Source organism: Bradyrhizobium sp. SZCCHNS3016, assembly GCF_032484535.1.
Taxonomy (GTDB): domain Bacteria; phylum Pseudomonadota; class Alphaproteobacteria; order Rhizobiales; family Xanthobacteraceae; genus Bradyrhizobium.
On the sequence record NZ_JAUETE010000024.1, the window covers coordinates 1 to 25492 of the forward strand.

Consider the following 25492-nt stretch of genomic DNA (forward strand, 5'->3'; position numbering starts at 1 on the left):
CCGCCGAAGGCGGGGGCGCGTCTCGCGCCAGCCTTGAGGCCGGCCGTTCGCCGGCCTACACAGCACAGTTGCTCCGATGTGAGGCGGGATGCGCGGAAACATCGTCCTGATTTGCCCGACGACACAAGGCGCGCCCCCTGCGGCAGATTGGCTCGACGGGCAATTGGCGCATGGGAGATCGCGCAATTCTGCATATCAGAAACGGGACCGCACGCAGCTCAGCGCGACCGCGGGAACCGATAGCGCCCAAGGCGCGTTCTCTCCGCATCAACGTAATGCGTATGCGATATCAACCGAAGCACGACCTGCTGGCGGGCATCTTTGCATGAAGAATTTTTCCGATGCGTCCTTTTCGCCTGATGTCATCGCGCTGATGACCGAAGCCCTCAACGCGTCGGTCGCCGCGCTGCCTGAGCCGGTGAGTTCGACGAACGTGAACCTGCTTGCGGAAGCCGTGCTGCGGGCCGCCAAGGCCGGCGAGCGCGACGTCACCGCGATGCAGCGGCTCGCGCTGCTCGAACTGCAGATCATGCCGCGCATGTAAAGCGGATCACAGGCTTTCCTACAGTCGTAAAGCATTCCCAACGCGCTCACTTCGGGACCTCTTGGTTCGAGATGCGCCGCACGCGGCGCTCCTCACCATGAGGACGTCGGATCGCGCCTGACGCGCCGCCGGCCTCCCTCTTCCATCCCCCGGCCCCTGCGCCACGTCCCGCCCGTTCGCAATTGACAAATCTATTCGTCAATGCCTAACTCCCATCACCGCCGACAGAGCGGAGCAAAACGGGGAGGATCTTCATGCGACGGCAGCTGCTCGCCTGCGCGTTCCTGGCAACGACATCATTCATCGCGACAGGCGCTTCAGCCCAGGTTTCTGACGACGTGGTGCGGATCGGCGTGCTCACCGATCTCTCGAGCTGGGGACGCGACAACAGCGGGCCGGGCTCGGTCGAGGCGGCCAAGATGGCGGTCGAGGAGTTCGGCCCCAATGTGCTCGGCAAGCCGATCGAGATCATCAGCGCCGACCACCAGATGAAGACCGACGTAGGAACGACGGTCGTGCGCGACTGGTTCGACAACGGCAAGGTCGACGCCGTCGTCGATATCCCCAACTCCGGCATCGCGATTGCCGTGCACAACATGGTGCGCGAGCGCAACAAGATCGCGCTGCTGTCCGGTCCCGGTGCGAGCTCGCTGACCGACGAGCTGTGCAGCCCGAACACCGTGCATTTCACCTATGATACGTATGCGCTGTCCAAGGTGACGACCTCGGCCGTGATCGGCCAGGGCGGCAAGTCCTGGTACTTCATCACCGCGGACTACGCCTTCGGCCAGCAGTTGGAGAAGGACGCCACGCGCTTCATCAAGGAGCTCGGCGGCACCATCCTCGGCGGCGTCAAGCATCCGACCAACACCGCCGACTTCTCCTCCTTCGCGCTGCAGGCGCAGAGCTCCAAGGCCGACGTCGTCGCCTTCGCCAATGCCGGCCAGGACACCGACAACGCGATCAAGCAGTCCGGCGAGTTTGGCCTGGTCAAGGGCGGCCAGAAGCTGGTGGGCCTCCTGATGTTCGACACCGACGTGCATGCGATCGGGCTCGAGGCCGCGCAGGGCACCTACATGACCACGGCGTCCTATTGGGCGATGGACGAGGCCACCCGCGCCTGGTCGAAGAAGTTCTACGCCCGCGCCAAGGTGATGCCGACGATGATCCAGACCGGCGTCTACGGCTCGGTGCTGCACTATCTCAAGGCCATCAAGGCGGCCGGTACCGACGATCCGAAGGCGGTGATGGCGAAGATGCGCGAGCTGCCGATCGAGGATACCTTCGTTCACGGCGGCAAGCTGCGCGAGGACGGCCGGGTCATCCGCGACATGTATCTCGCCCGCGTCAAGAAGCCGTCGGAGTCCAAGGAGCCGTGGGACTATCTGCAGATCGTCAAGACCGTGAAGGGTGAGGACGCGTTCCGGCCGGTCTCCGAGTCCAAGTGCCCGCTGCTGAAGAAGTAGGAGCGCTGCCATGACCGGTGCCGACGACAAGAATGGCGACGTCTACGACTGCGACGTGCTGGTGGTCGGCTCCGGCTGCGCCGGGCTGTCGGCGGCGGTTACCGCCGCCCATGCCGGGATGAAGGTCCTCGTCACCGAAAAGGAGCCGCGGTTCGGCGGCACCACCGCGCGCTCCGGCGGCTGGCTGTGGATCCCCGGGACCTCGCTGGCGAAGGCGTGGGGCATCGACGAGCCGCCCGAGCTGGCGCGCAGCTATCTGCGTCATGAAGCCGGCAACAGTTTCGATGCGGCGCGGGTCGATGCGTTCCTGAGCAAGGGCCCGGAGGCGGTCGACTTCTTCATCGGCAAGACGGCACTCAAGTTCGACATGCCGCTGACCTTCCCTGACTATCACGCGGAGGCGCCGGGCGGCACGCAGGGCGGCCGCTCGATGGTGACGCAGCCGTTCGACGGCCGCGAGCTGGGCGATCACATCAACGATCTCGGCCAGCCGCTGCCCGAGCTCACCGTGTTCGGCATGATGCTCGGCTCCGGCAAGGAGATCATCCATTTCATGCGCGCGACCAAGTCGCTGGCGTCCGCGTTCTATGTCGCCAAGCGGCTGTCGAAACATGCGCTGGACGTGCTGCGCCATGGCCGCGGCATGACGCTCACCAACGGCAACGCGCTGGCAGGGCGGCTGGCGAAATCCGCGTTCGATCTCGGCATTCCCTTGTGGCTGTCGTCGCCGGTGGCGGAGCTGATCCGCGACGGCGATGCGGTGCGCGGCGCCATGGTGACGCGGCAGGGCCGGCGCATCCGAGTGAATGCGCGGCTCGGGGTGGTGCTTGCCTGCGGCGGTTTCCCGCATGATGTCGAGAGGCGCAAGGCGATGTTTCCGCATGCGCCGACCGGCCAGGAGCATGTGTCGCCCGGCCCGGTCGGCAACACCGGCGACGGCTTGCGGCTGGCGGAAGCGGTCGGCGGCCGGGTCGAGGACGGCCTGCCGCATGCGGCGGCCTGGGTGCCGGTCTCCGTCACCACGCGCAAGGACGGCAGCAAGGGTGTGATGCCGCACTTCATCGACCGTGCCAAGCCCGGCGTGATCGCGGTGACCGCGGACGGCGTGCGCTTCGCCAATGAAGGCAATTCCTACCACGACTTCGTGCAGGCGATGGTCAAGGCGGCCAAGCCCGGCCGCGAGATCGCGGCCTGGCTGATCACCGATCACCGCTCATTGCGCCGCTACGGCCTCGGCTGCGTGCCGCCGTTCCCGATGCCGCTCGGGCATCATCTCAGTACCGGCTATCTCAAGCGCGGCGCGACGCTCGTCGAGCTCGCGCGCGTGGCCGGCATCGATGCCACGTCGTTGGAAGCAACCGTCGCCGCCTTCAACGCCGATGCGGCGCTGGGCCAGGATCCGACCTTCGGCAAGGGCTCGCGCGCCTACAATCGCTACCAGGGCGATGCGCTGCACGGGCCGAACCCGTGCGTGGCGCCGATCAAGGACGGGCCGTTCTACGCGATCAAGATGGTGATCGGCGATCTCGGCACCTATGCCGGCATCCGCACCGACGAACATGCCCGCGCGCTCGACGCCAGGGGACAGCCGATCGAGGGGCTGTATGCCGCCGGCAACGACATGGCGAGCATCATGGGTGGCAACTATCCCGGCGCCGGCATCACGCTGGGCCCGGCGCTGACCTTCGGCTACATTGCCGGCCGGCATCTTGCCGAACGCGCCAGGCAAAGGAGCGCCGCATGAGCGACAGTCAGATGTTGGCCGGCAAGCTCGCGCTGGTGACGGGAGCGGCGCACGGCAATGGCCGCGCGATCGCGCTGGGGCTCGCCGGCCGCGGCGCCGACGTGATCATCACCGACATCGACTTGGAGGGCGCCGAGCGCTGCGCCGCCGAGATCCGCGATCACGGCCGCAAGGCGTGGGCACATCGGCTCGACGTCACCGACGCCGCGGGCTGCACCGCATTGGCGGCGCAGTTGCGCACCGAGGTCGGCGCCATCTCCATCCTCGTCAACAACGCCGGCATCATCATTCGCGAGGGCATCGACTCAGCCCGTGCGCCACAGAACTGGCAGCGCGTGCTCGACGTCAATCTCAACGGCGTGTTCAACGTCACCTACGCGTTTCTCGCCGCCTTGCGCGCGACGCGCGGCACAATCGTCAACATCGCCTCCGTCGCCTCGTTCATCGGCATCAGCAACACGCTCGGCTACTCGCCCTCCAAGGGCGGCGTGAAGTCGCTGACCCAGGCGCTGGCGCGCGAGCTCGCCGCCGACGGCATCCGCGTCAACGCGATCGCGCCCGGCGTGATCGCCACCGCGATGACGGAGTCGACCCGCAACGATCCCGAGCGGCTCGCCGGCTTCATGAGCCGCACGCCGCTCGGCCGCGTCGGCCAGCCCGAGGAGCTCGCGGGCCCGGTGGCGTTCCTGGTCTCGGACATGGCGTCCTACGTCAACGGCGTGACCTTGCCGGTCGACGGCGGTTTCCTGGCGGTGTAGGCACGGCGCCGGACCAGGGGGCACAACGAGACATGGGACGAGAGAGCCGCGGCATCCAGTCGATCGAGGTCGGCGGCACCCTGCTGCAGGCACTGGCGCGCAGCGGCGAGCCGATGATGCTGCGCGACCTCGCGCGCGAGGCCGGGCTGCCGCCGGCCAAGGCGCATCCCTATCTCGTCAGCTTCTCGCGCATCGGTTTGATCGAACAGGACGAAACCACCGGACGGTACGAGATCGGCCCGCTCGCGCTCGAGCTCGGCCTGATCAGCCTGCGGCGGTTGTCGGCGGTCCGGATCGCAACGCCGAAGATCGCAGCGCTCGCCGGGGCCATCGATCACGCGGTGTCGCTCGCCGTGTGGGGCACCAACGGCCCGACCGTGGTGCGGCTGGAGGAGCCGAGCCATCCGGTGCACATCGTGATGCGCGTCGGCTCGATCATGGCGCTGCTGGAGACGGCGACGGGCCGCGCGTTCGCGGCGTTTCTTCCATCCAAGACGGTCAAGGCCGCGCTCGACACCGGCCTCGATCGTCTCGGCGTCGGCTACAATCCCAAGCGCTCACCGAAGAGTCCGAAGGTCGCCGAGATGCTGGCCGAAGTGCGCGCGCAGGGCCTCGCGCGCGCCATCGGCGATCCGCTGCCCGGCGTCAACGCCTTCGCCGCGCCGGTGTTCGATCACGCCGGCCACGTCGCACTGGTCATCACCGCGATGGGCCCGGCCGGCACCTTCGACGCCGGCTGGCAGTCACCGCTGGCGACGCGGCTGCGTGCCTGCGCGGCCGAGATCTCCAAGCAGTTCGGCCACGGTATCGCGCAGCCGTGACGCTCAGGCCGCGACCGAGCGCTTCTCCGGCCACGGCTCGGCCCATGCCGGCAGCCGCATCAGCCCATCGAGCCAGCGCACGATGTTCGGAAACGCCTCCATCGGCATCTCGGCCTCGCGCCAGTCGGTCGCCATCGAGGCCGCCGCGAAATCGGCGATGGTGAGCCGGTCGCAGGCGATGTGGCTGCGCGCCCGCAGATGCGCATCGAGCACGGCGGCGAAGGTCTTCAGGTTGGCAACCTTGCCGGCTAGCGCTGCGCGGTCGGGCGCACCAAGGCCGAATGTCTTGCGGACGATGTGCTCGAAATAGAACGGTCCGACCGCCGGCGCCCAATGGCAGTCGTTCCACGCCAGCCAGCGCAGCACCTCGATCTGCTCCTGCGGATCGCGCGCCGGCCACATGTCGCAGCTCTCACGGACGCACAGATGCGCCATGATGGCGGTCGACTCCCACAGCACGGTGTCGCCATCGACCAGCACCGGCGCCTTCATGTTGGGATTGAGCGCGGCGAACTCCGGCGTCTTCATCCGGCCGGTGATCTCGATGAACTCGGCGGGAACGCCGAGATGCTTCACCAACGCCAGCACGCGGCGCGGCGCCTGGGCCTTGATCCAGTAGATCTTCATGACGGGTCTCCATCTCCTGTGCCTTGAAGACGAACGTAGCAGCACCGGATCGACAGCGACGGAGCAAAAAATTCAGCGACGGTTCCGTCGACTCGTACGGTTCCCGTAGCGTCACATCGCGCGCACCGCCGCCCGTGCGGTGAGAATGCAACCCGGCAGGAACGTGCCCTCCAGCGAACGCTTGCCGGACGCGCCGCCGCCGCCGAAGCCGGCGGCTTCGCCGACCGCATAGAGGCCGCCGATCGGCGCACCCGTGGTGTCGAGCACCCGGCTCTGCAGATCGGTCTTGAGGCCGCCGAGGCTCTTGCGGGTGATGAGTTGCATATGAATGGCGATGTAAGGCCCGGAGCCCGGCGCCTGCAGCGGCGCAGGCTTGCAGGTGCGGAGCTTGTCGGGCCCCCATTGCCGCGCGTGCAGGATGCGGCGCAACTGGTCGTCGTTGTGGAGCTTGTCGCCATTCCCAAAGTTCGCGTCGAAGGCGTCGGCGGTGGCCTGCAGCACCTCCGGCTTCACGTCGCCGGTGCCGGTCAGCGCATTCATCTTGGCGGCGAGACCGGCCAGCGTCTCGTCGACCAGGAAATGCCGGCTCTCGCGCTGCATCTGCCTGACCAGGCGATGATTGCCGAACAGGGTCTCCTTGAGGAACATCGGCATCTGCCGGTCGCGGATGCGCGGATTGTGCTCGGCCCCGGAGATGGCGAACTCCTTGGCGGCGATGCGCCAGTTCAACAGATGCCACGTATACGGTTTCTCCTGCGCCGCGACGCGCTGGCACAGATCATGGGTGTCAAAGCCGGTCACCAGCGGCTCCGGGCCGATGCGCTCGCCGCGATGGTTGAGCCATAGCGCCGATTTGCACGGCACCAGCGACAGGCCATGGCCGTCGAAATGCGGAAACGGATGCGGGATGCCGGCGGCGTAGTTCCACATCTCGCCGGCATGCGTGATCTCGGCGCCGAGCGCCTCGGCCGCGCGGTGATGCAATTTGCCGTCGGAGAACGGATGCGCGCCATTGAGCATCGCCTGCGGCAGCGGCCGGCTCTTCACCCAGTTGGTGCGGGCCTCCGCATGGCTGCCATTGAGGCCGCCCATCGCCAGCACTGTCAGCGGCGCGGCAATGCGGATTTCGGCGCCCGTCTCCTCGTTGACGGCGACCACGCCCGATACGGCGCCGGCAGCGCGATCGAGGCTGACGACGCGGTGACGGTGCAGCACCGTCAGCCGGCCGCCGCTATCGGCCGCACGCATCGCCTCGATCATCACGCGCGTGAGCCGCTGCGAGGTGCCCCAGACGATGTGATAGCGCGGCAGCGCATTGCCGTCGCCGTGCCGGCCGCGCTCGACCCAGTTCACCGCCGGCATGAAGGTCAGGCCGTGCGACAGCAGCCAGTCGTAGACCTCGCTGCGCGAATGCGCGACGTAGTAGCGCGCCCATTGCAGCGGCCAGTGCTCGGCGGCATCGAGCTCGCCAAACCTGATCCAGTCGCGCAACGCGATCTCGGGCGTATCCGGGATCTTCATGCGCGCCTGCAACGGCGTGCCGACCAGCGCCATGCCCCCGAACGCCCACAACGCCAGCCCGCCGAACCGCTCCGGCGTGTCCCTGTCCACGATCGTCACCGACTTGCCGGCGCGCAGTGCCTCCAGCGCGGTGACGATGCCGGCGAGACCCCCGCCGGCGATGACGACATCGGATTGCAGCGTCGCGCTCATGTCACGGCGCGATCTTGCGCTTGAGCATCCGCGCCACCGGCAGCGGGACGCGGTCGAGCGATCCCAAGAGGTGCGGCAAAAGCTTCAGCTTGAGGCCGGTCAGCGCCGGCGGCACCATGGCCTCGATCAGATGCGGCCCCGGCCGCGCCAGCGCCCCCTGCAACGCGCTGGTGAATTCGTCCGGCGTGCTGACGCGGGTCGCGCGTACGCCCATGCCGTCGGCGATCTGCGCGAGCTTGAGGACCGGTCCGTGAAGGTCGAGCTGCGCCCGCGCCTTCGGTCCGATCTCCTCGGCGCCGACCCGCTCCAGCTCGACGTTGAGCACCGAGTAGGATGCATTGTTGAAGATCACGGCGGTGACGTTGAGCCGCTCGCGCGCGATCGTCCACAGCGACTGGATCGTATACATCGAGCTGCCGTCGCCGATCAGCGCGATCACCGGCCGGTCCGGACAGGCGATCGCCGCCCCGATCGCATTCGGCAGCCCCTGCCCGATGGCGCCGCCGGTCAGGGTGATCAGATCGTGGCGCGGCGCGCCCGCGGTGAATTTCGACAGCATCAGGCCGGAGCTGATCGCCTCGTCGATGATGATGGCGTTCTCGGGCAAGAGATGACCCACGGCCTTGCAGACCTTTTCCGCGGTGAGCTTCTTGCCGCGCGGACGTCCGGGCCGCGAGGCCGGTGACAACGCCGGCGTGGCGCGCGCTGCCTCCAGGGCGGCGGCAAGCCTGGTCAGGCTGCACGCGGCGTGCTGCGCCGGCGTCGACAAGGTCAGCACCTTGCAGCCGTCATGCGGCAGATAGCTCTTCTTGCCGGGATAGGCGAAGAACGACACCGGCGCCTTGGCGTCGACCAGGATCAACGTGTCGATCTCCTTGAGCTGGATCTGCGCCATCTCGGCGAGATAGGCGATGCGCTCGACGGCCGGCAGGCCCGCTCCACGCTGCATGCGTGTCGGAAAGGTTTCGGCGTAGACCTTCACACCGCAGGCCGCGGCGATGCGCGCGGCCGCCAGCAGGGATTCCTCGTGCAGCGCCGTACCACCGAGCAGAAGCGCGCTGCGGCCGCCCGACTTGATCGCCTCGGCGACGGCCTGCACGGCGGAATCGTCAGCGGGCGCCGGCGGCTCGATCACCGGCGCCGGCTCGGCGACGCCTCCCTCACCCCAGGACACGTCGGCCGGCAGGATCAGCGTCGCGACCTGCCCGGGCCAGGAGCATGCCGCCTTCACGGCCGCCACCGCGTCGCGGCACAGCTCCGACGTCACCTGTGAGGTCCAGACGAATTCCGGCGAGACGTTGCGCGCGACGGTCTCGATATCGGACTGGAGCTGCGCGTCATAAGGGACATGATAGGTGGCGTGGTCGCCGACGATGTTGACGACGGGCACCTTGCCCTTGCGCGCATTGTGCAGATTGGCGAGGCCGTTGCCGAGGCCGCAACCGAGATGCAGCAGCGTTGCCGCGGGCGTGCCGGTCATCCGGGCGTAGCCGTCCGCCGCACCGGTCGCCACCCCTTCGAACAGGCACAGCACGGCGCGCATCTCCGGCGCGGAGTCCAGCGCGGCGACGAAATGCATCTCGGAGGTGCCGGGATTGGTGAAGCAGACCCGGATGCCGGAATTGACCAGGGTCCGTATCAGAGCTTGTGCGCCGTTGGGCATGAGAAAAGCCTGTTGCGGGGAAACTGCCGCAGCTCGGGGCGACTTGGCCGGCCCCGCCATGGCATTTCCCCTGTTTATATTTGCGCCATTTTGGAATTGACGGTCTCAGAAATCCAATGAATTGTTATGGCTTGATCAATGATTTCGGTGCATCGATGTACACCCCCACCCTGCGCCAGCTGCAGCAGTTGGTCTACCTCGCGGAAGAGCGGCATTTCGCCCGGGCGGCCCAGCGCGCCCACGTCACGCAGTCGGCGCTGAGCCGCAGCTTGCAGACCCTGGAGGACGCCGCCGGGATGCGGCTGTTCGACCGCAGCTCGCGCTCGGTGGAGATCACACCGGTCGGCGAGCGACTGGTGGCGCGGGCCCGCTCGCTCCTGTCGAGTGCAGACGACCTCGGCCGCGAGATGCGCTTGCTGCGCTCGGGAGATGCCGGCGAGGTGACGGTGGGCGTCGGCGCGTTCACCGGGCTGACGCTTCTGCCGGATGCCATGGCGCGGCTGTATTCGGAGCACCCGTCCGTGCGCATCATCGTGGTGCAGGACAATTGGCGCGCCCTGATGGAGGTGCTGCAGCAAGGAAAGCTCGATTTCTTCCTCGCGCACATCACCGACATCCGCGCCGACGACAGCCTCGACATCGAGCCGCTCGGCGGCCTTCCGGGACACTTTTACTGTCGGGCGACTCATCCGTTGGCCCGCCGACGGGAGCTTTCGGCACGCGAGCTCGCCGGCCAGCACTTCGCTTCCGTTGCGCTGCCACCGGAATTCAGCAGGCGCCTGGAAGCGCTCATCGCTGCGCCGGAGGGCCGCGGTTTCGACGTCGCGCTCGAATCCGAGAACGCGAGCCTGCTGGTGCAAATGGCCATTCGGTCCGACATCGTGCTCGTCGCGGGCGATGCCGTTCTCACCCACGAGCTGGCCTCCGGGCAGTTGGTCCGCCTGAACGTGGCCGAACTGAAAGAGCCGCGCGCGTCGGACCTGCTGATGGCGCAGTTCGGCATCCTGCGGCTGAAGGGACGGACCCTATCGCCCGCAGCGATGATGCTGATGGACCTGGTGCGCGCGCAAGCTGCGCGAACGCTGACCGGACCACGCCGGCCGCCAGCTCCCCGCGCCGCACGTGACACGCATCGGTCTCGACCCGTCCCACGCAAGAAGCCGAGCACAACCGGACGTAACCAATCGCGTCATCCCACCAGGGGCAAAGCCTGACCCGGTCGCCGGCCTTGCGCAATCATCTGCTGGCCGCGCTGCGGGACAGCTCCTGCAGAAGCCGTATCGCCTGCTCTCCCTGCGCTTCCGGGACGAACAGGTGATCATGATGAAAGGCCGAGACAGCGTTGACGCTGATGCCCGCCCCTGCGAGGCAGGTCGTGACCGCGGCGAGGAAGCCGACCGCATCGAGCGCTGATAGCACCGACAGCGTGATCAGGCGCGCGACGAACTGATACGGCAGCCCGACCTGCTCGGCGTCCTCGCGCCGGACGATCAGCGTGATCCCTTCGCGCTCTCGAAACAGCATCAATGGCGTCAGCTCGGCCGGGATGTCGTGATGCGTATCGACAGTGCAGAACACGAAGACATCGTCCTGCAGCTCCGGAGCCATCGTGCGCAGCAGCGTATCGAGGTTGCGTTCGCTCGCCATGGATCCTCGTCAGTTCGCCGCCAGGCGCTCGCGCCCATGCGGCACGGTGAAATCCTGCAGCGGCCCGACCGGGACGATGCCAGTCGGGTTGATGGTGCGATGGCTCTCGTAGTAGTGCCGCTTGATGTGCTCAAAATTCACTGTCGCGGCGATCCCCGGCCATTGGTAGAGATCGCGCGTGTAGGCTGAAAGATGCCGATAGTCGGCGATGCGGCGGATGTTGCACTTGAAGTGGCCGACATAGACGGCATCGAAGCGGATCAGGGTCGTGAACAGCCGGATGTCGGCCTCGGTCATGGTGTTGCCGAGCAGGAAGCGGCGGGTCGACAGCCGCTCCTCCAGCCAGTCGAGCGTGGCGAACAGCGGGCCGATCGCCTCCTCATAGGCGGATTGCGTGGTCGCGAAGCCGCATTTGTAGACGCCGTTGTTCAGCGTGTCGTAGACGCGCGCATTGATGGCGTCGATCTCATCGCGCTGGGCTTGCGGATAATAGTCACCTTGCCTGGCGCCGACGCCGTCGAACGCCGAATTCAGCATGCGGATGATCTCTGATGACTCGTTGTTGACGATGGTGCGGTTTTGCTTGTCCCAGAGCACGGGCACGGTGACGCGGCCGGAATAATGCGGCTCCGCGGCGGTGTAGACCTGATGCAGAAGGCCGGCGTGATTGACGCTGTCGGCCACGACGCCCGGACCCTCGGCAAAGGTCCAACCCTGCTCGCGCATCAGCCAGTGCACGACCGACACCGAAATCATGCCGTCGAGCCCCTTCAGGGCGCGCATGATCAGGGTGCGGTGAGCCCATGGGCAGGCCAGGCTGACATAGAGATGGTAGCGGCCCGCTTCGGCCTCGAAACCGCCGGTGCCGGACGGGCCCGGACGGCCGTCAGCCGTGACAAAGCTTCGGAACGCCGAATCCTTGCGGACGAAACGACCGCCGGACGCCGCCGTGTCGTACCAGACGTCGTGCCATTGGCCGTCGACCAGGACTCCCATGACGCTCTCCTCCCACACCGTGGCCTGCGCGGAGGGCCGCAATGTGCCGCCCTTTTGCCTTGGCCCCTCGCATGACAGGAGTACACATCACTCAGCCGCTGCGCCAGCGGAGAGCCCGCGCTTCAAGGCACGGCTCCGCCGAAACACCCGGTCACGACTGGAACGGGATGGTACGGCCCGGCTGCGCCGCCTGTTCCCGCGTATAGGAGACGCCGTGCACCTTCACGCCCGCGGCATTCAACAGCGTGATGATTCCACCGCGGTTCGACAGCACGACCGGCGCGACGATGGGCACCACCAAGGTGGCGCCGCGCGCGATCGTGCCGCTCAGTTGCATGGCGTTCTTCTGCCTATCCTTGATCTGCCAGCCGGTGAGATCGACGTCGACATCGGCGGTGTTCAGCAGCGTAACCGTCTCCTGCTCCGGCGTGCGCACGTCGTTGACATAGGCCGCGATGATCCGCACCAGCCCATCGGGCACGTCGAGCGGCGGAATGTGGTCACGGTCGGGAGGCGTATGCGGCGCGTTCGGGTAATCGGGATCGGGCGGAAGGATGACCCCTCCGCTGGCATCGTCCGAATGCCAGGCCTGGGTCTGGAATTTCAGGAAGACAGCGACCCATTGCTGCTGGTCGGGAAACTCGAAGAGCAGTCCGCCATCCTGCCAGGGACCGTTGTCCTTGGCGTATTTGCCGGGCGGATTGCCCTGGTTGAAATGGATATCGTGGATGCCGCGGCCTGGCTTGAAGCCGAAATAGCGGTCGGCCTTGTCCTCCGGTCCCCATGCGACACCGAAGGCATAGATGAGAGCCGTCTCGTCCGACATGGCGCGCTGAACGTAGGCGTCGATCTTCTCGTTGAGATCGTTGTCGGGACCCGCAGCCGACAGCGGCAGCGGCTTCAGCTCCCACGGCTGCAGCAGATTGCCCCGGATGAAGTCGAGCGCCACGCCGCCGGGCTTGCTCTCCAACGGATGCAGCCCTTCCGAAAACGCCTTCAGGCCGTCAACGATCGGATGTTCGAAGCGCGAGCGGACCAGGAATTCGACCTCGCTGCCATCCTGGGAGCGGACATTGATGGCGATGCGATAGAGCTCACCATCGGCGGAGACCTGCACCTGATAGTGCGGACTGCTTCCCGTCGCCAGACGATTGTTGATGGGCCGACCCTTGAGAAGCGAATAGTCGTTCAATGGCATGGTCGTCTCCAACTCTGTCCGTAACGATATCTAGGACGAGAACAGCAATCGATCGCGTTCAGCCTGCGACCCCTCGACATAGAAGCGCTCGAACCAGGCCGGCTTGCCGGACAATGCGGTCGGCTTGCGCAGCGTGATCGCGGCAGGCGCAGATGCAGAGCGCTGCCGCTCGGACTTGCCGTGGAACGCGTCGCGCATCCGGTTGCGAAACTGCAGGTGATCGAATACGCGGGCGGCCTCGATCGCATAGGAGGTGGCGATCTTTCGGTCCTCGATCATGATGAGATGGTCGCCGTTGCCCTTCTCGCCGCTCGGCGAGAAGTTGCTCGATCCGGTGAACACTTTCGCGGTCGGCAGGCTGAAATCGGTCACCAGGAACTTGTGATGGATGTTGCGGCCCTTGCCGCCGGACCATTCGCTGCGGAACGGCTCCGGCGCCTTGCTCGCGAGATAGGCGAAATCGACGAGACCGATCGAGCCGTCGGGCTTGCGCAGCTCCAGGGCGCCGCGCTTGTCGACGGTACCGTAGCTGAAGATCGGCCGCTCCATCACGCGGTCGAACGCCTCCTTGGTCGGACCGTCACCGAGCTGGCTCAGAAATGCGACCGAGTAGAACACCGACGAGGTGGCCTGATCGACCGCGGCCCGGATCGGATTGAGCGAGAGATCAGTGGCCTGATGCGGTGAGAAGCAGAGCTGTACGGTCGGCTTTCCCTCGGTGTGGACGGCGTGCCACTTCTTGGAAAAATCATTCGTCCGGAAGGCCGAGGGGTCCTCGAAGGCGATGTCGAACATCTGGCCGAACAGCCCGGCGACGCCCTGCGAATGAAAGACCAGCATATTGTTGGCCTGAATATAGAGGCCGCGGAAGGTGAAATTGGTCGAGCCGCACAGCACCTTCTCGGGCCTGCCGTTGCGGCGTGAGATCAGGACCTTGTTGTGCTGGAGATTGCTGAAATGCGTACGAAGCACGGCGGCGCCGGCCTGCTTGAAGCGCTTGGCGCTGCGCGATTCCGCGCTGCCGGGCAGCTTGTGGCTGTTATCCTTGGCGTTGGAGTCGTCGATGATCGCGCGCAGCCGCGGGCCGAACTGCTCCAGCAAGCCGATCACGTCGGGCTCATTGAGGTCATAGGCCATCACGTCGAGCGTGAGCCCGGGATCCGCCAGGGCCTCTTTCAAGAAGCCGAACAGGAGGTCGTAGGCCTCGAACCCCAGCCACTCGTAGACGCTGTCGCCAGCCTCGTTGGCGAGGTCGAGCTTCTCGAAGCTCGGCCCGTCGCGGCTCTCGACGGGGATGATCTCGGCATTGTTGCCGAACTGATCGCGATAGGCCTGAGACGAGGCGAAGTTGCGGGTGAAACCGATGTCGATGAGGCCATCATAGGTGACCGCGCTCTGCGCAATGTCGAGCGTGAGGCTGGTCCCTGCCACGAGCGTGCCGTCGTTGCGCATGTGCTGCTTGGCGACGCGATACGTATAGACTCCGTCCTTGGGCCGGTAAGGAAAATGGATCCAGCGGAATTTCTGGAACGGCGCCTCGGTCGACGGGAAATTCCGGTTGCCGTCGACCTCCGCGCCGGCCCCGGCCGGATAGGAAAACGCGATCCTGTTGCGCAGCTGGGAAAAATCTCGCGCGCCCGGCGACTTCACCTCGATCGAGAATCCGACCAGATCGGGTTCGGGCTCGACGACGTCGAAACCGAGCATCGTCATGCGCTCTCCACGCCACAGCTTGGACGTGAACCCGTTGCTGGATTTGCTGTTCTCGAAATCGCTCATGATCGAAATGCCCCACGGTGATGAAAAAAGGCGCGCACGAAACGCATCTCGCCGAAGGGCTGCAATCTTCGCCATGAGCCGCGGGCGACGCAACCTCAAAATGATTTGAAAACGGTCATCAACCAGGATTGTTGCATGATCCTACGTCGGTCATGTGAAGGCGGATGTGAATGACGTCACAGTCGGAGACGGTATCCGGATCAGCTTTGCCGCGATGCCGGCGCGTGTGTCGTCAGTCTCGACGTTGGCGAACAAGCGCGCGGGCACATGACGACGAGCGTCGAAAACCGAGCCCTATCGCGGGGCGAGCCTAGCCCGCGTCACGGCGTTGATGAAGCCCTCGCGGGCGTCGGAATGCCCCTGCCCGCGCGGCTCCAACACGTGACGAAGCAGGAACAGGCCGGTCAGCCGGAAACCGTCTAGAAGATCCTGCTGCGACCAGCCATGGCCCTGCTCGCTCTCGCGCAGGAAGGGCGGCAACGGCAGCAGCCGGTCGGCCCATGGCGCGCCGGCCGTGCGCGACACCGCGCCGCCCGACTTCGGCGATACGTAGATCAGGTCCGAGGTCTCGCCGGTCGCAGCGCAGGAGTCGAGATCGAGCCCGAAGCCGAGTTCGGCGAGGATCGCCAGCTCGAAGCGTACGATGTGGACAGCGGCGCCGCCCGCATCCTCGAAATCATCGAGCGCGTGTTCAAGCCGCAGATACATGTCCTCGTGCGGATCGCGCTCCGGCAACAGCCGGGCCAGCGAGGCAAGATGCGTCACGCCGTAGGCGCCGTGTTGCGCGGAGATCAGCCCCGCCGCCCGCAAGGTCAGCGCGTCGATGGCGTACATGCCGAGATGCTCGTCGAGCCGCGCGCGCCAGATCGCGCGCACCGTGTTGCCCGGCTGCAGCACCGGCCGCATGCGCTTGCCGCTCGCCCCGCGCACGAGACCGAGATGCCGGCCATGTTCGCGGGTCAGCAACTCGACGACGGCCGAGGATTCGCCGTGCCGCCGCACGCCCAGCACGATGCCATCGTCGGTCCATTCCATCGGTGTGGGATCTCCACCACTCGCAGACGCCAAGCCGTGAGCGCCAGTCGACGATCAAGCCCCAACGTTGCTCGCCCGTGCTGCCGCCACAAACACCGTCATTGCGAGCGCAGCGAAGCAATCCAGAGTTTCACGCGCAGCCCTGGATCGCTTCGCTGCGCTCGCAATGACGGAATGATCGTTAAGCGCCAAACGCAGGGTGGGCGCGCTGCGCTTTGCCCACCCCGCAATCTGCATTCCATCCATCACGCGTTGAACCAGCCGCGCGCATCGCCCGTGAACGAGTAGTACAATCCCATCGTCGTCAGCGCGCAGGAGATGACCTCGATGCCGGCATCGAGCGTCATGCCCTTCTGACCAATCACCTGCACCAGGGAGATGTCGGACAGCACCAGCGCCGCCAGCAGCACCCAGCGCGGCCAGTTCTTGCGGCGCTGCGCCGCCAGATAGACGAAATAGAACAGCAGCAGGATGACCACCCCGTTGAGCACGGTCTGCGCGGTGATCATGTCCTCGGTCATGTCGAAGGTCGGCGTCCGGTCCGAGACGGCAACAGACAACGCATCCAGCATCAGCGAGATGTAGAGCAGCACTTCGAACCACAACACGTTGCGCGGCACGCTCATTGTCATTCCCTGGGGAACTCGAGCCCCATTTCCCGGTAGCGGTCGGGATCGTCGCCCCAGTTCTCACGCACCTTCACGAACAGGAACAGGTGCACCGGCACACCAGTAATCTCTGAGATTTCCTTGCGCGACTGCGCGCCGATCGACTTGATCGTCGCGCCGCCCTTGCCGAGCACGATCTTGCGCTGGCTGTCCCGTTCCACGAAGATCGTCTGCTCGATCCGGATCGAGCCGTCCTTGCGCTCGGTCCAGCTATCGGTCTCGACCGTGGACTGGTATGGCAGTTCCTGATGCAGATGCGAATAGATCTTCTCGCGGGTGATCTCGGCCGCGAGGTGCCGCATCGGCGCGTCCGACATCTGGTCCTCGGGATAGTGGAACGGACCGGGAGGCACCATCTCCGCCAAGGCCCGCCTGAGATCGTCGACTCCGTCGCCCGAGATCGCCGAGATCATGAAGGTGCGCGCGAACGACAGCTTCTCGTTGGCAGCCGCGACCAGCGCCAGCAGTTTCTCGCGCGGCACCAAGTCGACCTTGTTGACCACCAGGATCTTCTCGTGCGCGACGGCGGCCGCCTTGTCGATGATGGACTGCGCCTCGTCGTCGATGCCCTTCTTGGCATCGAGCAGCACGCAGACGACATCGGCGTCGTGCGCCCCGCTCCAGGCCGTCGTGACCATGGCGCGGTCCAGCCTGCGCTTCGGCGCGAAAATTCCGGGGGTGTCGACCAGAATGATCTGAGACGCGCCTTCGATGACGATGCCGCGGATCAGCGCTCGCGTCGTCTGCACCTTGCGCGAGACGATCGTGACCTTGGAGCCGACCAGCGCGTTGACGAGCGTCGATTTGCCGACGTTGGGCGCGCCGATCAGCGCAACGAAACCGCAGCGGGTCTGGACAGCCGGCACTGATTGCTGTTCAGCCGTCATTGCTGCCGCCGCTGACGCCTTCGCGCTCGATCATGACCGATGCCGCCACTTTTTCTGCCGCCCGCTTGGAGCCACCGACGCCTTCAGCGGGCTCCAGGCCCGGCAGGTCGACGGCGACGCGGAACTGCGGATCGTGATGCGGGCCGGTGCGCTCGACCTCCCGGTACACCGGGGTCGGCAGGCCCTTGCCCTGGGCCCATTCCTGCAGCACCGTCTTCGGATCGCGCAGCGGGCGCCGCGGCTTGTGCATGCGCTCGGTCCAGTTGCGCTCGACGAAACCCGCGGCGGCCGCGTAGCCACCGTCGAGGAAGATCGCGCCGATCACCGCCTCGCAGACGTCGCCCAGCACCGACTTGCGCAGCCGCGCCCCGGCGCCGGCGCCGACCGCGCCGAGCTTGATGTCGTCGAGCAGGCCGAGCGACTTGGCGACGTCGGCGCAGCTCTCCTTGCGCACGAGGTCGGCCAGCCGCTTCGACAGCTCACCCTCGTCCGCGCTCGGAAACGAGCGGTACAGCATGTCGGACACGATCAGGCCGAGCACGTGGTCGCCGAGGAATTCGAGCCGCTGATAGCTGTCGCCGCGCTTCTTGGACGACTTCAGCGCCGAGACGTGGGTGAAGGCGGTGCTGAGCAGTGACGGATCGGCGAAGTGATGACCGATGCGCGCCTCGATCGCGGCATTGGCGGCCTTGTCCGCGGCCTTGGCGCCCTTGGCAGCGCCGGTTCCCGCGCTCTTGGTGCGGCGACTGCCCTTCGCCTTGCTACGCAGCTTGCCGTCGGGATCGGTCTCGGCAACGAGCAGGGCCGTGTCCGCCGCGTCCGGGCTCGCGATCGCCGATTCGGACTCGACGGTCTTCGTATCCGCCTTGAAGCTCGGCTTCGGATCCGTCTTGGAATCGGTCTTCGACTCGGTCTTGGGCTCGCTCTTCTGCTCAGGCTTGATCTCAGACTTCGGCCGCGACGCGGCCTTGGGCGTCGCCTCCAGCGCACCCGTGCCGGGTTGCGGGCTCGATGCGGCAGCCTGCGTCGTCTGGATTTCGGGTGAGTCGTCGATCATCGGACGAATTTGAAGATTCGATTCCAGCGCACCGATACCGGCCAGCGCCAGAACGCCCAGGCATGCTCGCCTTCGGCAATGGAAAAGAAGATCAGCTGCGCGCGGCCGACGATGTTCTCGAACGGCACGTAGCCGACCTGGCTGAGGAAGCGGCTGTCGGTCGAGTTGTCGCGGTTGTCGCCCATCATGAAGAAGTTGCCGGCCGGCACGGTATACACCGCGGTGTTGTCGACATAGCCGTTGTCGACGCAGTCGAGCGTCTCGTAGCTGACGCCGTTCGGCAGGGTCTCCTTCCAGCGCTTGACGCGCGCGGTCGAGTCGGGCTGCCCGCAGGGATCCTCGCCGATGAAATCGGAGAGCCGCTCGCGCTGCACCGGCTTGTCGTTGACGTAGAGCAGCCCTTCGCGCACCTGGATGCGGTCGCCAGGCAGGCCGATCACGCGCTTGATGTAGTCGGTGGTGTCGTCCTTGGGCAGACGAAACACGACGATGTCGCCGCGGCTCGGCTCCGAGCCGAAGATGCGGCCGGAGAACAGCGGCGGCGACAGCGGAATCGAGTAGTGGCTATAGCCGTACGAATATTTCGATACGAACAGATAATCGCCGACCAGCAAGGTCGCCTTCATCGATCCGGAGGGGATGTTGAACGGCTGGAACAGGAAGGTGCGGATCACCAGCGCGATCAGTAGCGCATGAACGACGACGCGAACGGTTTCACCGAGGCCGCTCTCAGTCTTGGTTCCGGAGGTCACGCTCATCGCTCTTTCAATGTCCCTTGGCGAATGGTCCGACGATTCGCCAGCCGTTGCCGAACACCCCTCCGCCCGCGAACACCATACCGTTCCGCGGCTTAAGGGAGTCTGTCCTGATTCTGGTGGTTAAGGCCAACTCCGGTTTGACCCAGAATCCGCCCGTGATGCAGCCGGTTCAATCCGGCGGGTTTTAGACGACTGCGCGGGGCCGCGCAATCAATCGCCGTATCAAAACTATATAACTCGCTGGAATCGATCGCATTTTTGTTTTTCCTGCGGGGCGGCCGCCCATCAGGATGTCTCGCGGCGCACCGCCGAAATTATGACGAAGGCTTGCGCCAGCGGCCAGTCGTCGGTGATCGACAGGTCGATGCGGGCCTCGTGGCCCTCAGGCGTCAGCGCCTTGAGCCGTTCGGCCGCGCCACCCGTAAGCTGCATGGTCGGCCTGCCCCCGGGCAGGTTCACCACCCCCATGTCACGCCACCACACCCCGTGACGGATTCCGGTGCCGAGCGCCTTGGCGCAGGCTTCCTTGGCGGCGAATCGCTTGGCGTAGGTGGCGATCACCATCTTCTCGTTCTTGGCCCGCCGCTCGGCCTTGGCGCGCTCGGCCGCGGTGAAGATGCGGTTCAGGAAGCGCTCGCCATGGCGCCCGATGACCTCGCCGACCCGGCGGATGTCGATCAGGTCGGAGCCGATGCCGATGATCATGCTGATGTCCCCAGCCGCGCGCGGCCGCGATCCATCGCCGCGCGCATGGTCCGAACCGACTCGGCCAAGCCCACGAACAGCGCCTCCCCCATCATGAAGTAGCCGATGTTGAGCTCGACGATCTCCGGCAACGCCGCGATCCGCTCGGCGGTGGCATAGTCGAGCCCGTGTCCGGCATGGACCTCGAGCCCGGCCGCATAGGCCAGCCGGGCGCCCGTCACGATCCGCTCCCACTCGGCAGCCGCCTTGTCATCATGGCCGTCGGTGATGGCATCGCACCAGCCGCCGGTGTGGATCTCGATCACGGGCGCGCGCAGCCGGGCCGCCATCTCGATCTGCGCCGGGTCGGCGGCGATGAACAGCGAGACCCGGATGCCGGCATCGCTCAGCCGGGCGATCGCCGGTGCCAGCGCCTTGTGCTGGCCGACCACGTCGAGGCCGCCCTCCGTGGTCAGCTCCTCGCGCCGCTCCGGCACCAGACAGCAGGCGTGCGGCCGCGTCGCGAGCGCGATCCGCACCATCTCCTCGGTGGCCGCCATCTCGAAATTCAGCGGCTTGGAGATCTCGGCCTTCAGCCGCGCCATGTCGTCGTCGCGGATGTGCCGGCGGTCCTCGCGCAGATGCGCCGTGATGCCGTCGGCCCCGGCCTCGATCGCGAGCAGCGCGGCGCGCACCGGATCGGGGCTACGACCGCCGCGGGCATTTCGCAAGGTGGCGATGTGGTCGACGTTGACGCCGAGGCGCAGCTTCGGAGGATGTGACTTAGACGGATCGGACATGGGCCGGCTCGCAGGACTTTCGAGTAGACTACGGCTTGTTTAGCGCATCCCGCAGCAGAACGCCGCTGCCATCCCCGCAGATTAGCCATTCACCCGGTCGACCCGCGCCACGATGGTCTTGGCGCGCAACTGGTTGATGATCGCCGAGAGATGCTTGAGGTCATAGACCTCGAGATCGATCGTGAGTTCGGTGAAATCAGGCGAGCGGCGGCTCATGCTGATGTTGTCGATGTTGCCGTCGTGCTCGGCGATCACGGTCGCGACCTGGGCGAGGCTGCCGGGCTCGTTGACGTTCTCGACGCGAATGCGCGCCGGGAAGCGCTGCGGGGAGGTCTCGTCGACATCCCAGCGCACGTCGAGCCAGCGCTCCGGCTCCTCCTCGAAATCCTTCAGCGCCGGCGACTGGATCGGATAGATCGTGATCCCCTCGCCCGGCGTCACGATGCCGACGATGCGGTCGCCCGGCACGGCGCCACCGTTCGGCGCGAACTTCACCGGCAGGCCGGAATTGAGCCCGCTGATCGGGATGGCAAACGGGCCGCGGTGGGGCTCGGCCGCAGGCGCGGCAGCCTTGGCTGCCGGCGCGGCGGCCGTCTTCTTGGCGCCGTAGCGCACGACGCGCTCTTCCTTGTAGTCCGGATACATCGCACGCGCGACGTCGGAGGCCTTGATCTCGCCGCGTCCGACCGCCGCCATCACGTCGTCGATCGAGGCGCGGGCCAGGCGCGGCAACGCCCCTTTCAGCTTGTCGTCGGCATATTCGAGCTTGGTGCGCTCGAACAGACGCTCGACGATGCGGCGGCCGAGCCCGGCATATTGATCGCGCACGGCGGTGCGGGTGGCGCGCCGGATCGCCGCGCGGGCCTTGCCGGTGACGGCGAGCGTCTCCCAGGCCGAGGGCGGCGCCGACTGCGCGTCCGAGGTCAGGACCTCGACCTCGTCGCCGTTCTGCAGCTCCGACGACAGCGCCGCGAACTTGCCGTTGATCTTGCAACCGACCGCGCTGTTGCCGACGTCGGTATGCACGGCATAGGCGAAGTCGATCACGTTTGCGTGGCGCGGCAGCGCGATCAGCTTTCCCTTCGGCGTGAAGCAGAACACCTGATCGTGAAATAACTCCAGCTTGGTGTGCTCGAGGAACTCCTCCGGATTTGCGCTCTCCGAGAGGATGCCGATGGTGTGGCGCAGCCACGCGAATGCGTTCGATTCGCGTTTGAGCCGTTCGGTCGGCGAGCCGATGTCGTCCTTGTAGAAGGCGTGGGCGGCGATGCCGAGCTCGGCGATCTGATCCATGTCCTCGGTGCGGATCTGCAGCTCGACGCGCTGCTTTCCGGGGCCGATCACGGTTGTGTGTATCGACCGATAGTCGTTCTGCTTCGGCGTCGAGATGTAGTCCTTGAAACGGCCCGGCACGACCGGCCAGGTCGTATGCACGATACCGAGCGCACGATAGCAGGATTCGAGATCCGGCATGATCACGCGGAAGCCGAAGATGTCGGAGAGCTGCTCGAACCCGATCGATTTGCGCTCCATCTTGGTCCAGATCGAGAACGGCCGTTTGCGGCGGCCAAACACCCGGGCCGTCAGGCCATGGTCGCGAAACTTGCGCGCCAGCTGGCTCTCGATTTCGCCGATGAGATTGCGGTTGCGCTCCGCCAGCGCATCGAGCCGCTGCATCACCACGCTGTAGGCCTGCGGGTCGAGCGTCCGGAACGAGAGATCCTCGAGCTCCTCGCGCATCTCCTGCATGCCCATGCGGCCCGCCAGGGGCGCATAGATGTCGAGCGTTTCCTCGGCGATGCGCCGGCGCGACGCCTCGGGCACGAATTCGAGCGTACGCATGTTGTGCAAGCGATCCGCGAGCTTGACCAGCAGGACACGCACGTCGTCGGCGATGGCGAGCAGCAGCTTGCGCAGGTTCTCGGCCTGCTTGGCCTCGCGCGAGACCAATTCGAGCCGCTTCAGCTTGGTCAGTCCCTCGACCAGGGCGCCGATCTCGGGCCCGAAGAAGCGGTCGATCTCGGCGCGGGTCGCCTCGGTGTCCTCGATCGTGTCGTGCAGCAGCGCCGCGACGATGGTCGCGTCATCCAGCTTCAGGTCGGTCAAAATGGCCGCGACCTCGAGCGGATGCGTGAAATACGGGTCGCCGGACGCGCGGGTCTGCGACCCATGCGCCTTCATGGCGTACACATAGGCGCGGTTGAGGAGATCCTCGTTCGTATCCGGATTGTAGGAGCGGACCCGCTCCACCAGATCGTACTGCCGCATCATGCGGGAGCGCGGCTTCTGCGGCCGCGGCCGCTCAGCCGGCGGCGGAGGCGCCAACGCGGCCGATTCGGCCGCCGCCTGCATCTGCTGAGGAATGTGGCCCGAAACCACCATGGAAAATGACTAAACCTTTATCTTCGTGACCAAATCCGCCGGACGGCAGGCGCTGGCCGCAGCCCTATGGTAATCACGGAATCACGTTCAAATGCAAAGGCCCGGACGCGGTCCGGGCCTTCACAATCTCACAAGTTAACTGGAGCGCGCGCTGACGGCGACGAGGCCGTCACTCGTCCTCTTCGGGCTGCTCTTCCGGCGGAGCGAGGCCCTCGAGGCCCTTCAGCAGTTCTTCCTCGGTCATGCGCTCGACGGCGACCTCGGTGTCGTCGGCATCGACGCTGGCACCGGCCGAGCCGATCAGCGGCACCGTGTCCGGCTCCGGCTCGTCGACCTCGACGAACTTCTGCAGCGAATGAACCAGTTCTTCCTTCAGATCCTCGGGAGAAATGGTCGAATCCGCAATTTCGCGGAGTGCGACGACGGGATTCTTGTCATTATCTCTATCGATTGTAAGTTGTGATCCCGACGAGATCATGCGCGCGCGATGCGCGGCCAGAAGGACCAGGTCGAACCGGTTGTCGACTTTATCGATACAATCTTCCACAGTGACGCGCGCCATTGTCGCTCCGGTCCTTTGTGTGCTTAATATGCTGATTATGCTGGGCTAGTTATAGAGGCTGGCCGGTTTTCGCAAGGCTAAACTGGCGTCAGGTTTCGGTAAGGGGCAAGGGGTACCGAATTCGGCAACCTTGACTGGCGCTCCGTCCAGACCCGCGGAATTCGGGCGTTGGACAAGAAAACGCTTCATTACGTCGTCACAAGTGCGCCTTTGTTGCCCCGATCACTCCCGTTTGCGGTAACCTCACACCAGATGGACCGCCGACGCCTTGGCAGTATCTTGAGCCGACGCCTTGGCAGTATCTTGAAATGGAATGCGCGACCGACTGGAGTCGCGCCAAAAATAGAATCTAACTGAACGCGAGACACTGAATGTCATCTTCGACCAACAAGATTGCGCTCTTCATTGACGGCGCCAACCTATACGCCACGGCCAAAACGCTCGGCTTCGACATCGACTACAAGCGCCTGCTCAAGGAATTTCAGAGCCGCGGCACGCTGCTCCGCGCATTCTATTACACCGCGATCATCGAGGATCAGGAGTATTCGTCGATTCGGCCCTTGATCGACTGGCTCGACTACAACGGCTATACGGTCGTCACCAAGGCGACCAAGGAATTCATCGACGCCAGCGGCCGCCGCAAGGTCAAGGGCAACATGGACATCGAGCTCGCCGTGGATGCGATGGAACTCGCCGAGCATATCGACCAGATGGTGCTGTTCTCGGGCGACGGCGACTTCCGCTCGCTGGTCGAAGCGATGCAGCGTCGCGGCGTTCGCGTCACCGTGATCTCGACCATCTCCAGCCAGCCGCCGATGATCGCCGACGAGTTGCGCCGCCAGGCCGACGTCTTCACCGACCTCATGGAGTTGCAGTCCAAGCTCGGCCGCGACCCGTCGGAGCGCCCCGCCCCGCGCGAGCCGCGCCACCATTCCCCGCAATTCCTCCAGCGCAGCACGACTGCACCGGCCGCACGCACCACCACGACCACCCCCACCACCGATGACGATTTCGACGACTAGGCGGCGGACGGACGCCACGTCTGCGCCATCCACCCCGTCCTCGACCAATCCCGATCGAGACTGTCCGCTGTGCCCTCGCCTCGTGGAGTTCCGCGAGGCGCAGCGCGCGCGTGAGCCGTCGTGGTTCAACGCGCCGGTGCCGTCGTTCGGTGATCCCGATGCGCGGCTCCTGATCGTCGGGCTCGCGCCGGGGCTGCAAGGCGCCAATCGGACCGGGCGTCCCTTCACGGGCGACTACGCCGGCGAGCTGCTCTATGGGACGCTGCTACATTACGGATTTGCGAAAGGCCGGTTCGAAGCCCGCCCCGACGACGGGCTGACGCTGGTGGACTGTCGAATCAGCAACGCGGTGCGCTGCGTGCCGCCGCAGAACAAGCCGCTGCCGGCCGAGATCAACCAGTGCCGGAGCTTCCTCGGCGCCACCATCGCCGCGATGCCGCGGCTGCGCAGCATCGTCGCGCTCGGCCGCATCTCCCACGACACGCTGCTGAAGCTGCTGGGCTTGCGCGCGGTCGCGGCGCCCTTCGCCCATGGCGCCGTGCACCAGGCCGGCAGGATCAGGCTGTACGACAGCTATCACTGCTCACGCTACAACACGAATACCGGCGTGCTCACGACCGAGATGTTCCACGCCGTGTTCGCGCGCGTAAAGGCGGAGCTGGATTAGTTCGGCACGCCCCA

General features: G+C 65.9%; 24 protein-coding genes. 8 read left to right on the forward strand and 16 right to left on the reverse strand.

What is annotated here, in order from left to right:
- Nucleotides 1–88: 88 nt before the first annotated feature.
- The 5 genes from QW881_RS32670 to QW881_RS30455 all read left to right on the forward strand — a co-directional run bounded on the left by QW881_RS32670 (nucleotide 89) and on the right by QW881_RS30455 (nucleotide 5333).
- Nucleotides 89–544, forward strand: a complete 456-nt coding sequence (locus tag QW881_RS32670; protein WP_409999036.1) for a hypothetical protein — start codon at nucleotides 89–91, stop codon at nucleotides 542–544.
- 254 nt (nucleotides 545–798) lie between these two features.
- Nucleotides 799–2010, forward strand: coding sequence for an ABC transporter substrate-binding protein (locus QW881_RS30440; RefSeq protein ID WP_315758581.1), 1212 nt, complete (start codon nucleotides 799–801; stop codon nucleotides 2008–2010).
- Nucleotides 2011–2020: 10 nt separating this feature from the next.
- Nucleotides 2021–3754 carry an FAD-dependent oxidoreductase gene (locus QW881_RS30445; RefSeq protein WP_315758582.1) on the forward strand — a complete coding sequence of 578 codons (1734 nt, stop codon included), beginning with the start codon at nucleotides 2021–2023 and terminating at the stop codon, nucleotides 3752–3754.
- Nucleotides 3751–4512, forward strand: a complete 762-nt coding sequence (locus tag QW881_RS30450) for a glucose 1-dehydrogenase (protein WP_315740242.1) — start codon at nucleotides 3751–3753, stop codon at nucleotides 4510–4512. Before QW881_RS30445 ends, QW881_RS30450 begins: the two co-directional genes overlap by 4 nt.
- A 32-nt stretch (nucleotides 4513–4544) precedes the next feature.
- A complete protein-coding gene (locus QW881_RS30455; protein ID WP_316159129.1) occupies nucleotides 4545–5333 on the forward strand; it encodes an IclR family transcriptional regulator in 789 nt (262 codons plus the stop codon).
- Between the two features lie 3 nt (nucleotides 5334–5336).
- Here the strand turns inward: QW881_RS30455 and QW881_RS30460 are convergent, their stop codons facing one another.
- From QW881_RS30460 to QW881_RS30470, 3 genes are all read right to left on the reverse strand, one after another.
- Nucleotides 5337–5960, reverse strand: a complete 624-nt coding sequence (locus QW881_RS30460) for a glutathione S-transferase family protein (RefSeq protein ID WP_315758584.1) — start codon at nucleotides 5958–5960, stop codon at nucleotides 5337–5339.
- Between the two features lie 111 nt (nucleotides 5961–6071).
- Complete coding sequence (locus tag QW881_RS30465) at nucleotides 6072–7673, reverse strand: FAD-dependent oxidoreductase (RefSeq protein WP_315758585.1); 1602 nt, start codon at nucleotides 7671–7673, stop codon at nucleotides 6072–6074.
- 1 nt (nucleotide 7674) lies between these two features.
- Entirely contained in the window at nucleotides 7675–9336 is a 1662-nt protein-coding gene (locus tag QW881_RS30470) for an acetolactate synthase large subunit (protein ID WP_315758586.1), read from the reverse strand.
- Nucleotides 9337–9491: 155 nt separating this feature from the next.
- Here QW881_RS30470 and QW881_RS30475 point away from each other — a divergent pair, with 155 nt between their 5' ends.
- Entirely contained in the window at nucleotides 9492–10550 is a 1059-nt protein-coding gene (locus QW881_RS30475) for a LysR family transcriptional regulator (protein ID WP_315758635.1), read from the forward strand.
- Between the two features lie 22 nt (nucleotides 10551–10572).
- On the opposite strand, the gene QW881_RS30480 is transcribed toward QW881_RS30475, so the two are convergent.
- The 13 genes from QW881_RS30480 to rpoZ all read right to left on the reverse strand — a co-directional run bounded on the left by QW881_RS30480 (nucleotide 10573) and on the right by rpoZ (nucleotide 23789).
- Entirely contained in the window at nucleotides 10573–10983 is a 411-nt protein-coding gene (locus QW881_RS30480) for an ACT domain-containing protein (RefSeq protein ID WP_315758587.1), read from the reverse strand.
- Nucleotides 10984–10992: 9 nt separating this feature from the next.
- Entirely contained in the window at nucleotides 10993–11979 is a 987-nt protein-coding gene (locus QW881_RS30485; protein WP_315758588.1) for a glutathione S-transferase family protein, read from the reverse strand.
- Between the two features lie 151 nt (nucleotides 11980–12130).
- A complete protein-coding gene (locus tag QW881_RS30490; protein ID WP_315758590.1) occupies nucleotides 12131–13177 on the reverse strand; it encodes a DUF2278 family protein in 1047 nt (348 codons plus the stop codon).
- A gap of 30 nt (nucleotides 13178–13207) precedes the next feature.
- The gene (locus QW881_RS30495; RefSeq protein ID WP_315758591.1) at nucleotides 13208–14890 is read right to left on the reverse strand and encodes a phospholipase D-like domain-containing protein; all 1683 of its coding nucleotides are present in this window, start codon (nucleotides 14888–14890) and stop codon (nucleotides 13208–13210) included.
- 360 nt (nucleotides 14891–15250) lie between these two features.
- Entirely contained in the window at nucleotides 15251–15991 is a 741-nt protein-coding gene (gene recO / locus QW881_RS30500; RefSeq protein WP_315758592.1) for a DNA repair protein RecO, read from the reverse strand.
- Between the two features lie 245 nt (nucleotides 15992–16236).
- Nucleotides 16237–16617, reverse strand: a complete 381-nt coding sequence (locus tag QW881_RS30505) for a hypothetical protein (protein WP_315740252.1) — start codon at nucleotides 16615–16617, stop codon at nucleotides 16237–16239.
- 2 nt (nucleotides 16618–16619) lie between these two features.
- Nucleotides 16620–17546, reverse strand: a complete 927-nt coding sequence (gene era, locus QW881_RS30510; RefSeq protein ID WP_315758593.1) for a GTPase Era — start codon at nucleotides 17544–17546, stop codon at nucleotides 16620–16622.
- Entirely contained in the window at nucleotides 17536–18603 is a 1068-nt protein-coding gene (gene rnc, locus QW881_RS30515) for a ribonuclease III (protein ID WP_315758594.1), read from the reverse strand. The genes era and rnc overlap by 11 nt, the downstream gene beginning before the upstream one ends.
- A complete protein-coding gene (gene lepB / locus QW881_RS30520; protein ID WP_315758595.1) occupies nucleotides 18600–19361 on the reverse strand; it encodes a signal peptidase I in 762 nt (253 codons plus the stop codon). Before lepB ends, rnc begins: the two co-directional genes overlap by 4 nt.
- A 285-nt stretch (nucleotides 19362–19646) precedes the next feature.
- The gene (gene acpS, locus QW881_RS30525) at nucleotides 19647–20066 is read right to left on the reverse strand and encodes a holo-ACP synthase (protein ID WP_315758597.1); all 420 of its coding nucleotides are present in this window, start codon (nucleotides 20064–20066) and stop codon (nucleotides 19647–19649) included.
- The gene (locus QW881_RS30530) at nucleotides 20063–20845 is read right to left on the reverse strand and encodes a pyridoxine 5'-phosphate synthase (protein ID WP_315758598.1); all 783 of its coding nucleotides are present in this window, start codon (nucleotides 20843–20845) and stop codon (nucleotides 20063–20065) included. Before QW881_RS30530 ends, acpS begins: the two co-directional genes overlap by 4 nt.
- A gap of 81 nt (nucleotides 20846–20926) precedes the next feature.
- On the reverse strand, nucleotides 20927–23227 hold the full coding sequence (locus QW881_RS30535; protein ID WP_315758599.1) for a bifunctional (p)ppGpp synthetase/guanosine-3',5'-bis(diphosphate) 3'-pyrophosphohydrolase: 2301 nt from the start codon (nucleotides 23225–23227) through the stop codon (nucleotides 20927–20929).
- A gap of 169 nt (nucleotides 23228–23396) precedes the next feature.
- A complete protein-coding gene (gene rpoZ, locus QW881_RS30540) occupies nucleotides 23397–23789 on the reverse strand; it encodes a DNA-directed RNA polymerase subunit omega (protein ID WP_006612728.1) in 393 nt (130 codons plus the stop codon).
- Between the two features lie 371 nt (nucleotides 23790–24160).
- Here rpoZ and QW881_RS30545 point away from each other — a divergent pair, with 371 nt between their 5' ends.
- The gene (locus QW881_RS30545; RefSeq protein ID WP_315740259.1) at nucleotides 24161–24811 is read left to right on the forward strand and encodes an NYN domain-containing protein; all 651 of its coding nucleotides are present in this window, start codon (nucleotides 24161–24163) and stop codon (nucleotides 24809–24811) included.
- Nucleotides 24792–25478 (forward strand): uracil-DNA glycosylase, encoded by a 687-nt coding sequence (locus tag QW881_RS30550; protein WP_315758600.1) that lies wholly within the window; start codon nucleotides 24792–24794, stop codon nucleotides 25476–25478. The genes QW881_RS30545 and QW881_RS30550 overlap by 20 nt, the downstream gene beginning before the upstream one ends.
- Nucleotides 25479–25492 lie beyond the last annotated feature (14 nt).

What these genes read in the sequence shown, in the direction of transcription:
- QW881_RS30535 (WP_315758599.1), bottom strand. Translation starts at nt 23,227, where the DNA reads ATGGTGGTTTCGGGCCACATTCCTCAGCAGATGCAGGCGGCGGCCGAA.
- rpoZ (WP_006612728.1), bottom strand. Translation starts at nt 23,789, where the DNA reads ATGGCGCGCGTCACTGTGGAAGATTGTATCGATAAAGTCGACAACCGG.
- lepB (WP_315758595.1), bottom strand. Translation starts at nt 19,361, where the DNA reads ATGAGCGTGACCTCCGGAACCAAGACTGAGAGCGGCCTCGGTGAAACC.
- QW881_RS30480 (WP_315758587.1), bottom strand. Translation starts at nt 10,983, where the DNA reads ATGGCGAGCGAACGCAACCTCGATACGCTGCTGCGCACGATGGCTCCG.
- era (WP_315758593.1), bottom strand. Translation starts at nt 17,546, where the DNA reads ATGACGGCTGAACAGCAATCAGTGCCGGCTGTCCAGACCCGCTGCGGT.
- QW881_RS30485 (WP_315758588.1), bottom strand. Translation starts at nt 11,979, where the DNA reads ATGGGAGTCCTGGTCGACGGCCAATGGCACGACGTCTGGTACGACACG.
- acpS (WP_315758597.1), bottom strand. Translation starts at nt 20,066, where the DNA reads ATGATCATCGGCATCGGCTCCGACCTGATCGACATCCGCCGGGTCGGC.
- QW881_RS30495 (WP_315758591.1), bottom strand. Translation starts at nt 14,890, where the DNA reads ATGACGATGCTCGGTTTCGACGTCGTCGAGCCCGAACCCGATCTGGTC.
- QW881_RS30440 (WP_315758581.1), top strand. Translation starts at nt 799, where the DNA reads ATGCGACGGCAGCTGCTCGCCTGCGCGTTCCTGGCAACGACATCATTC.
- QW881_RS30505 (WP_315740252.1), bottom strand. Translation starts at nt 16,617, where the DNA reads ATGAGCGTGCCGCGCAACGTGTTGTGGTTCGAAGTGCTGCTCTACATC.
- QW881_RS30475 (WP_315758635.1), top strand. Translation starts at nt 9,492, where the DNA reads ATGTACACCCCCACCCTGCGCCAGCTGCAGCAGTTGGTCTACCTCGCG.
- QW881_RS30545 (WP_315740259.1), top strand. Translation starts at nt 24,161, where the DNA reads ATGTCATCTTCGACCAACAAGATTGCGCTCTTCATTGACGGCGCCAAC.
- QW881_RS30460 (WP_315758584.1), bottom strand. Translation starts at nt 5,960, where the DNA reads ATGAAGATCTACTGGATCAAGGCCCAGGCGCCGCGCCGCGTGCTGGCG.
- QW881_RS30490 (WP_315758590.1), bottom strand. Translation starts at nt 13,177, where the DNA reads ATGCCATTGAACGACTATTCGCTTCTCAAGGGTCGGCCCATCAACAAT.
- recO (WP_315758592.1), bottom strand. Translation starts at nt 15,991, where the DNA reads ATGGAATGGACCGACGATGGCATCGTGCTGGGCGTGCGGCGGCACGGC.
- QW881_RS30455 (WP_316159129.1), top strand. Translation starts at nt 4,545, where the DNA reads ATGGGACGAGAGAGCCGCGGCATCCAGTCGATCGAGGTCGGCGGCACC.
- QW881_RS30550 (WP_315758600.1), top strand. Translation starts at nt 24,792, where the DNA reads ATGACGATTTCGACGACTAGGCGGCGGACGGACGCCACGTCTGCGCCA.
- rnc (WP_315758594.1), bottom strand. Translation starts at nt 18,603, where the DNA reads ATGATCGACGACTCACCCGAAATCCAGACGACGCAGGCTGCCGCATCG.
- QW881_RS30450 (WP_315740242.1), top strand. Translation starts at nt 3,751, where the DNA reads ATGAGCGACAGTCAGATGTTGGCCGGCAAGCTCGCGCTGGTGACGGGA.
- QW881_RS30530 (WP_315758598.1), bottom strand. Translation starts at nt 20,845, where the DNA reads ATGTCCGATCCGTCTAAGTCACATCCTCCGAAGCTGCGCCTCGGCGTC.
- QW881_RS30470 (WP_315758586.1), bottom strand. Translation starts at nt 9,336, where the DNA reads ATGCCCAACGGCGCACAAGCTCTGATACGGACCCTGGTCAATTCCGGC.
- QW881_RS30445 (WP_315758582.1), top strand. Translation starts at nt 2,021, where the DNA reads ATGACCGGTGCCGACGACAAGAATGGCGACGTCTACGACTGCGACGTG.
- QW881_RS30465 (WP_315758585.1), bottom strand. Translation starts at nt 7,673, where the DNA reads ATGAGCGCGACGCTGCAATCCGATGTCGTCATCGCCGGCGGGGGTCTC.
- QW881_RS32670 (WP_409999036.1), top strand. Translation starts at nt 89, where the DNA reads ATGCGCGGAAACATCGTCCTGATTTGCCCGACGACACAAGGCGCGCCC.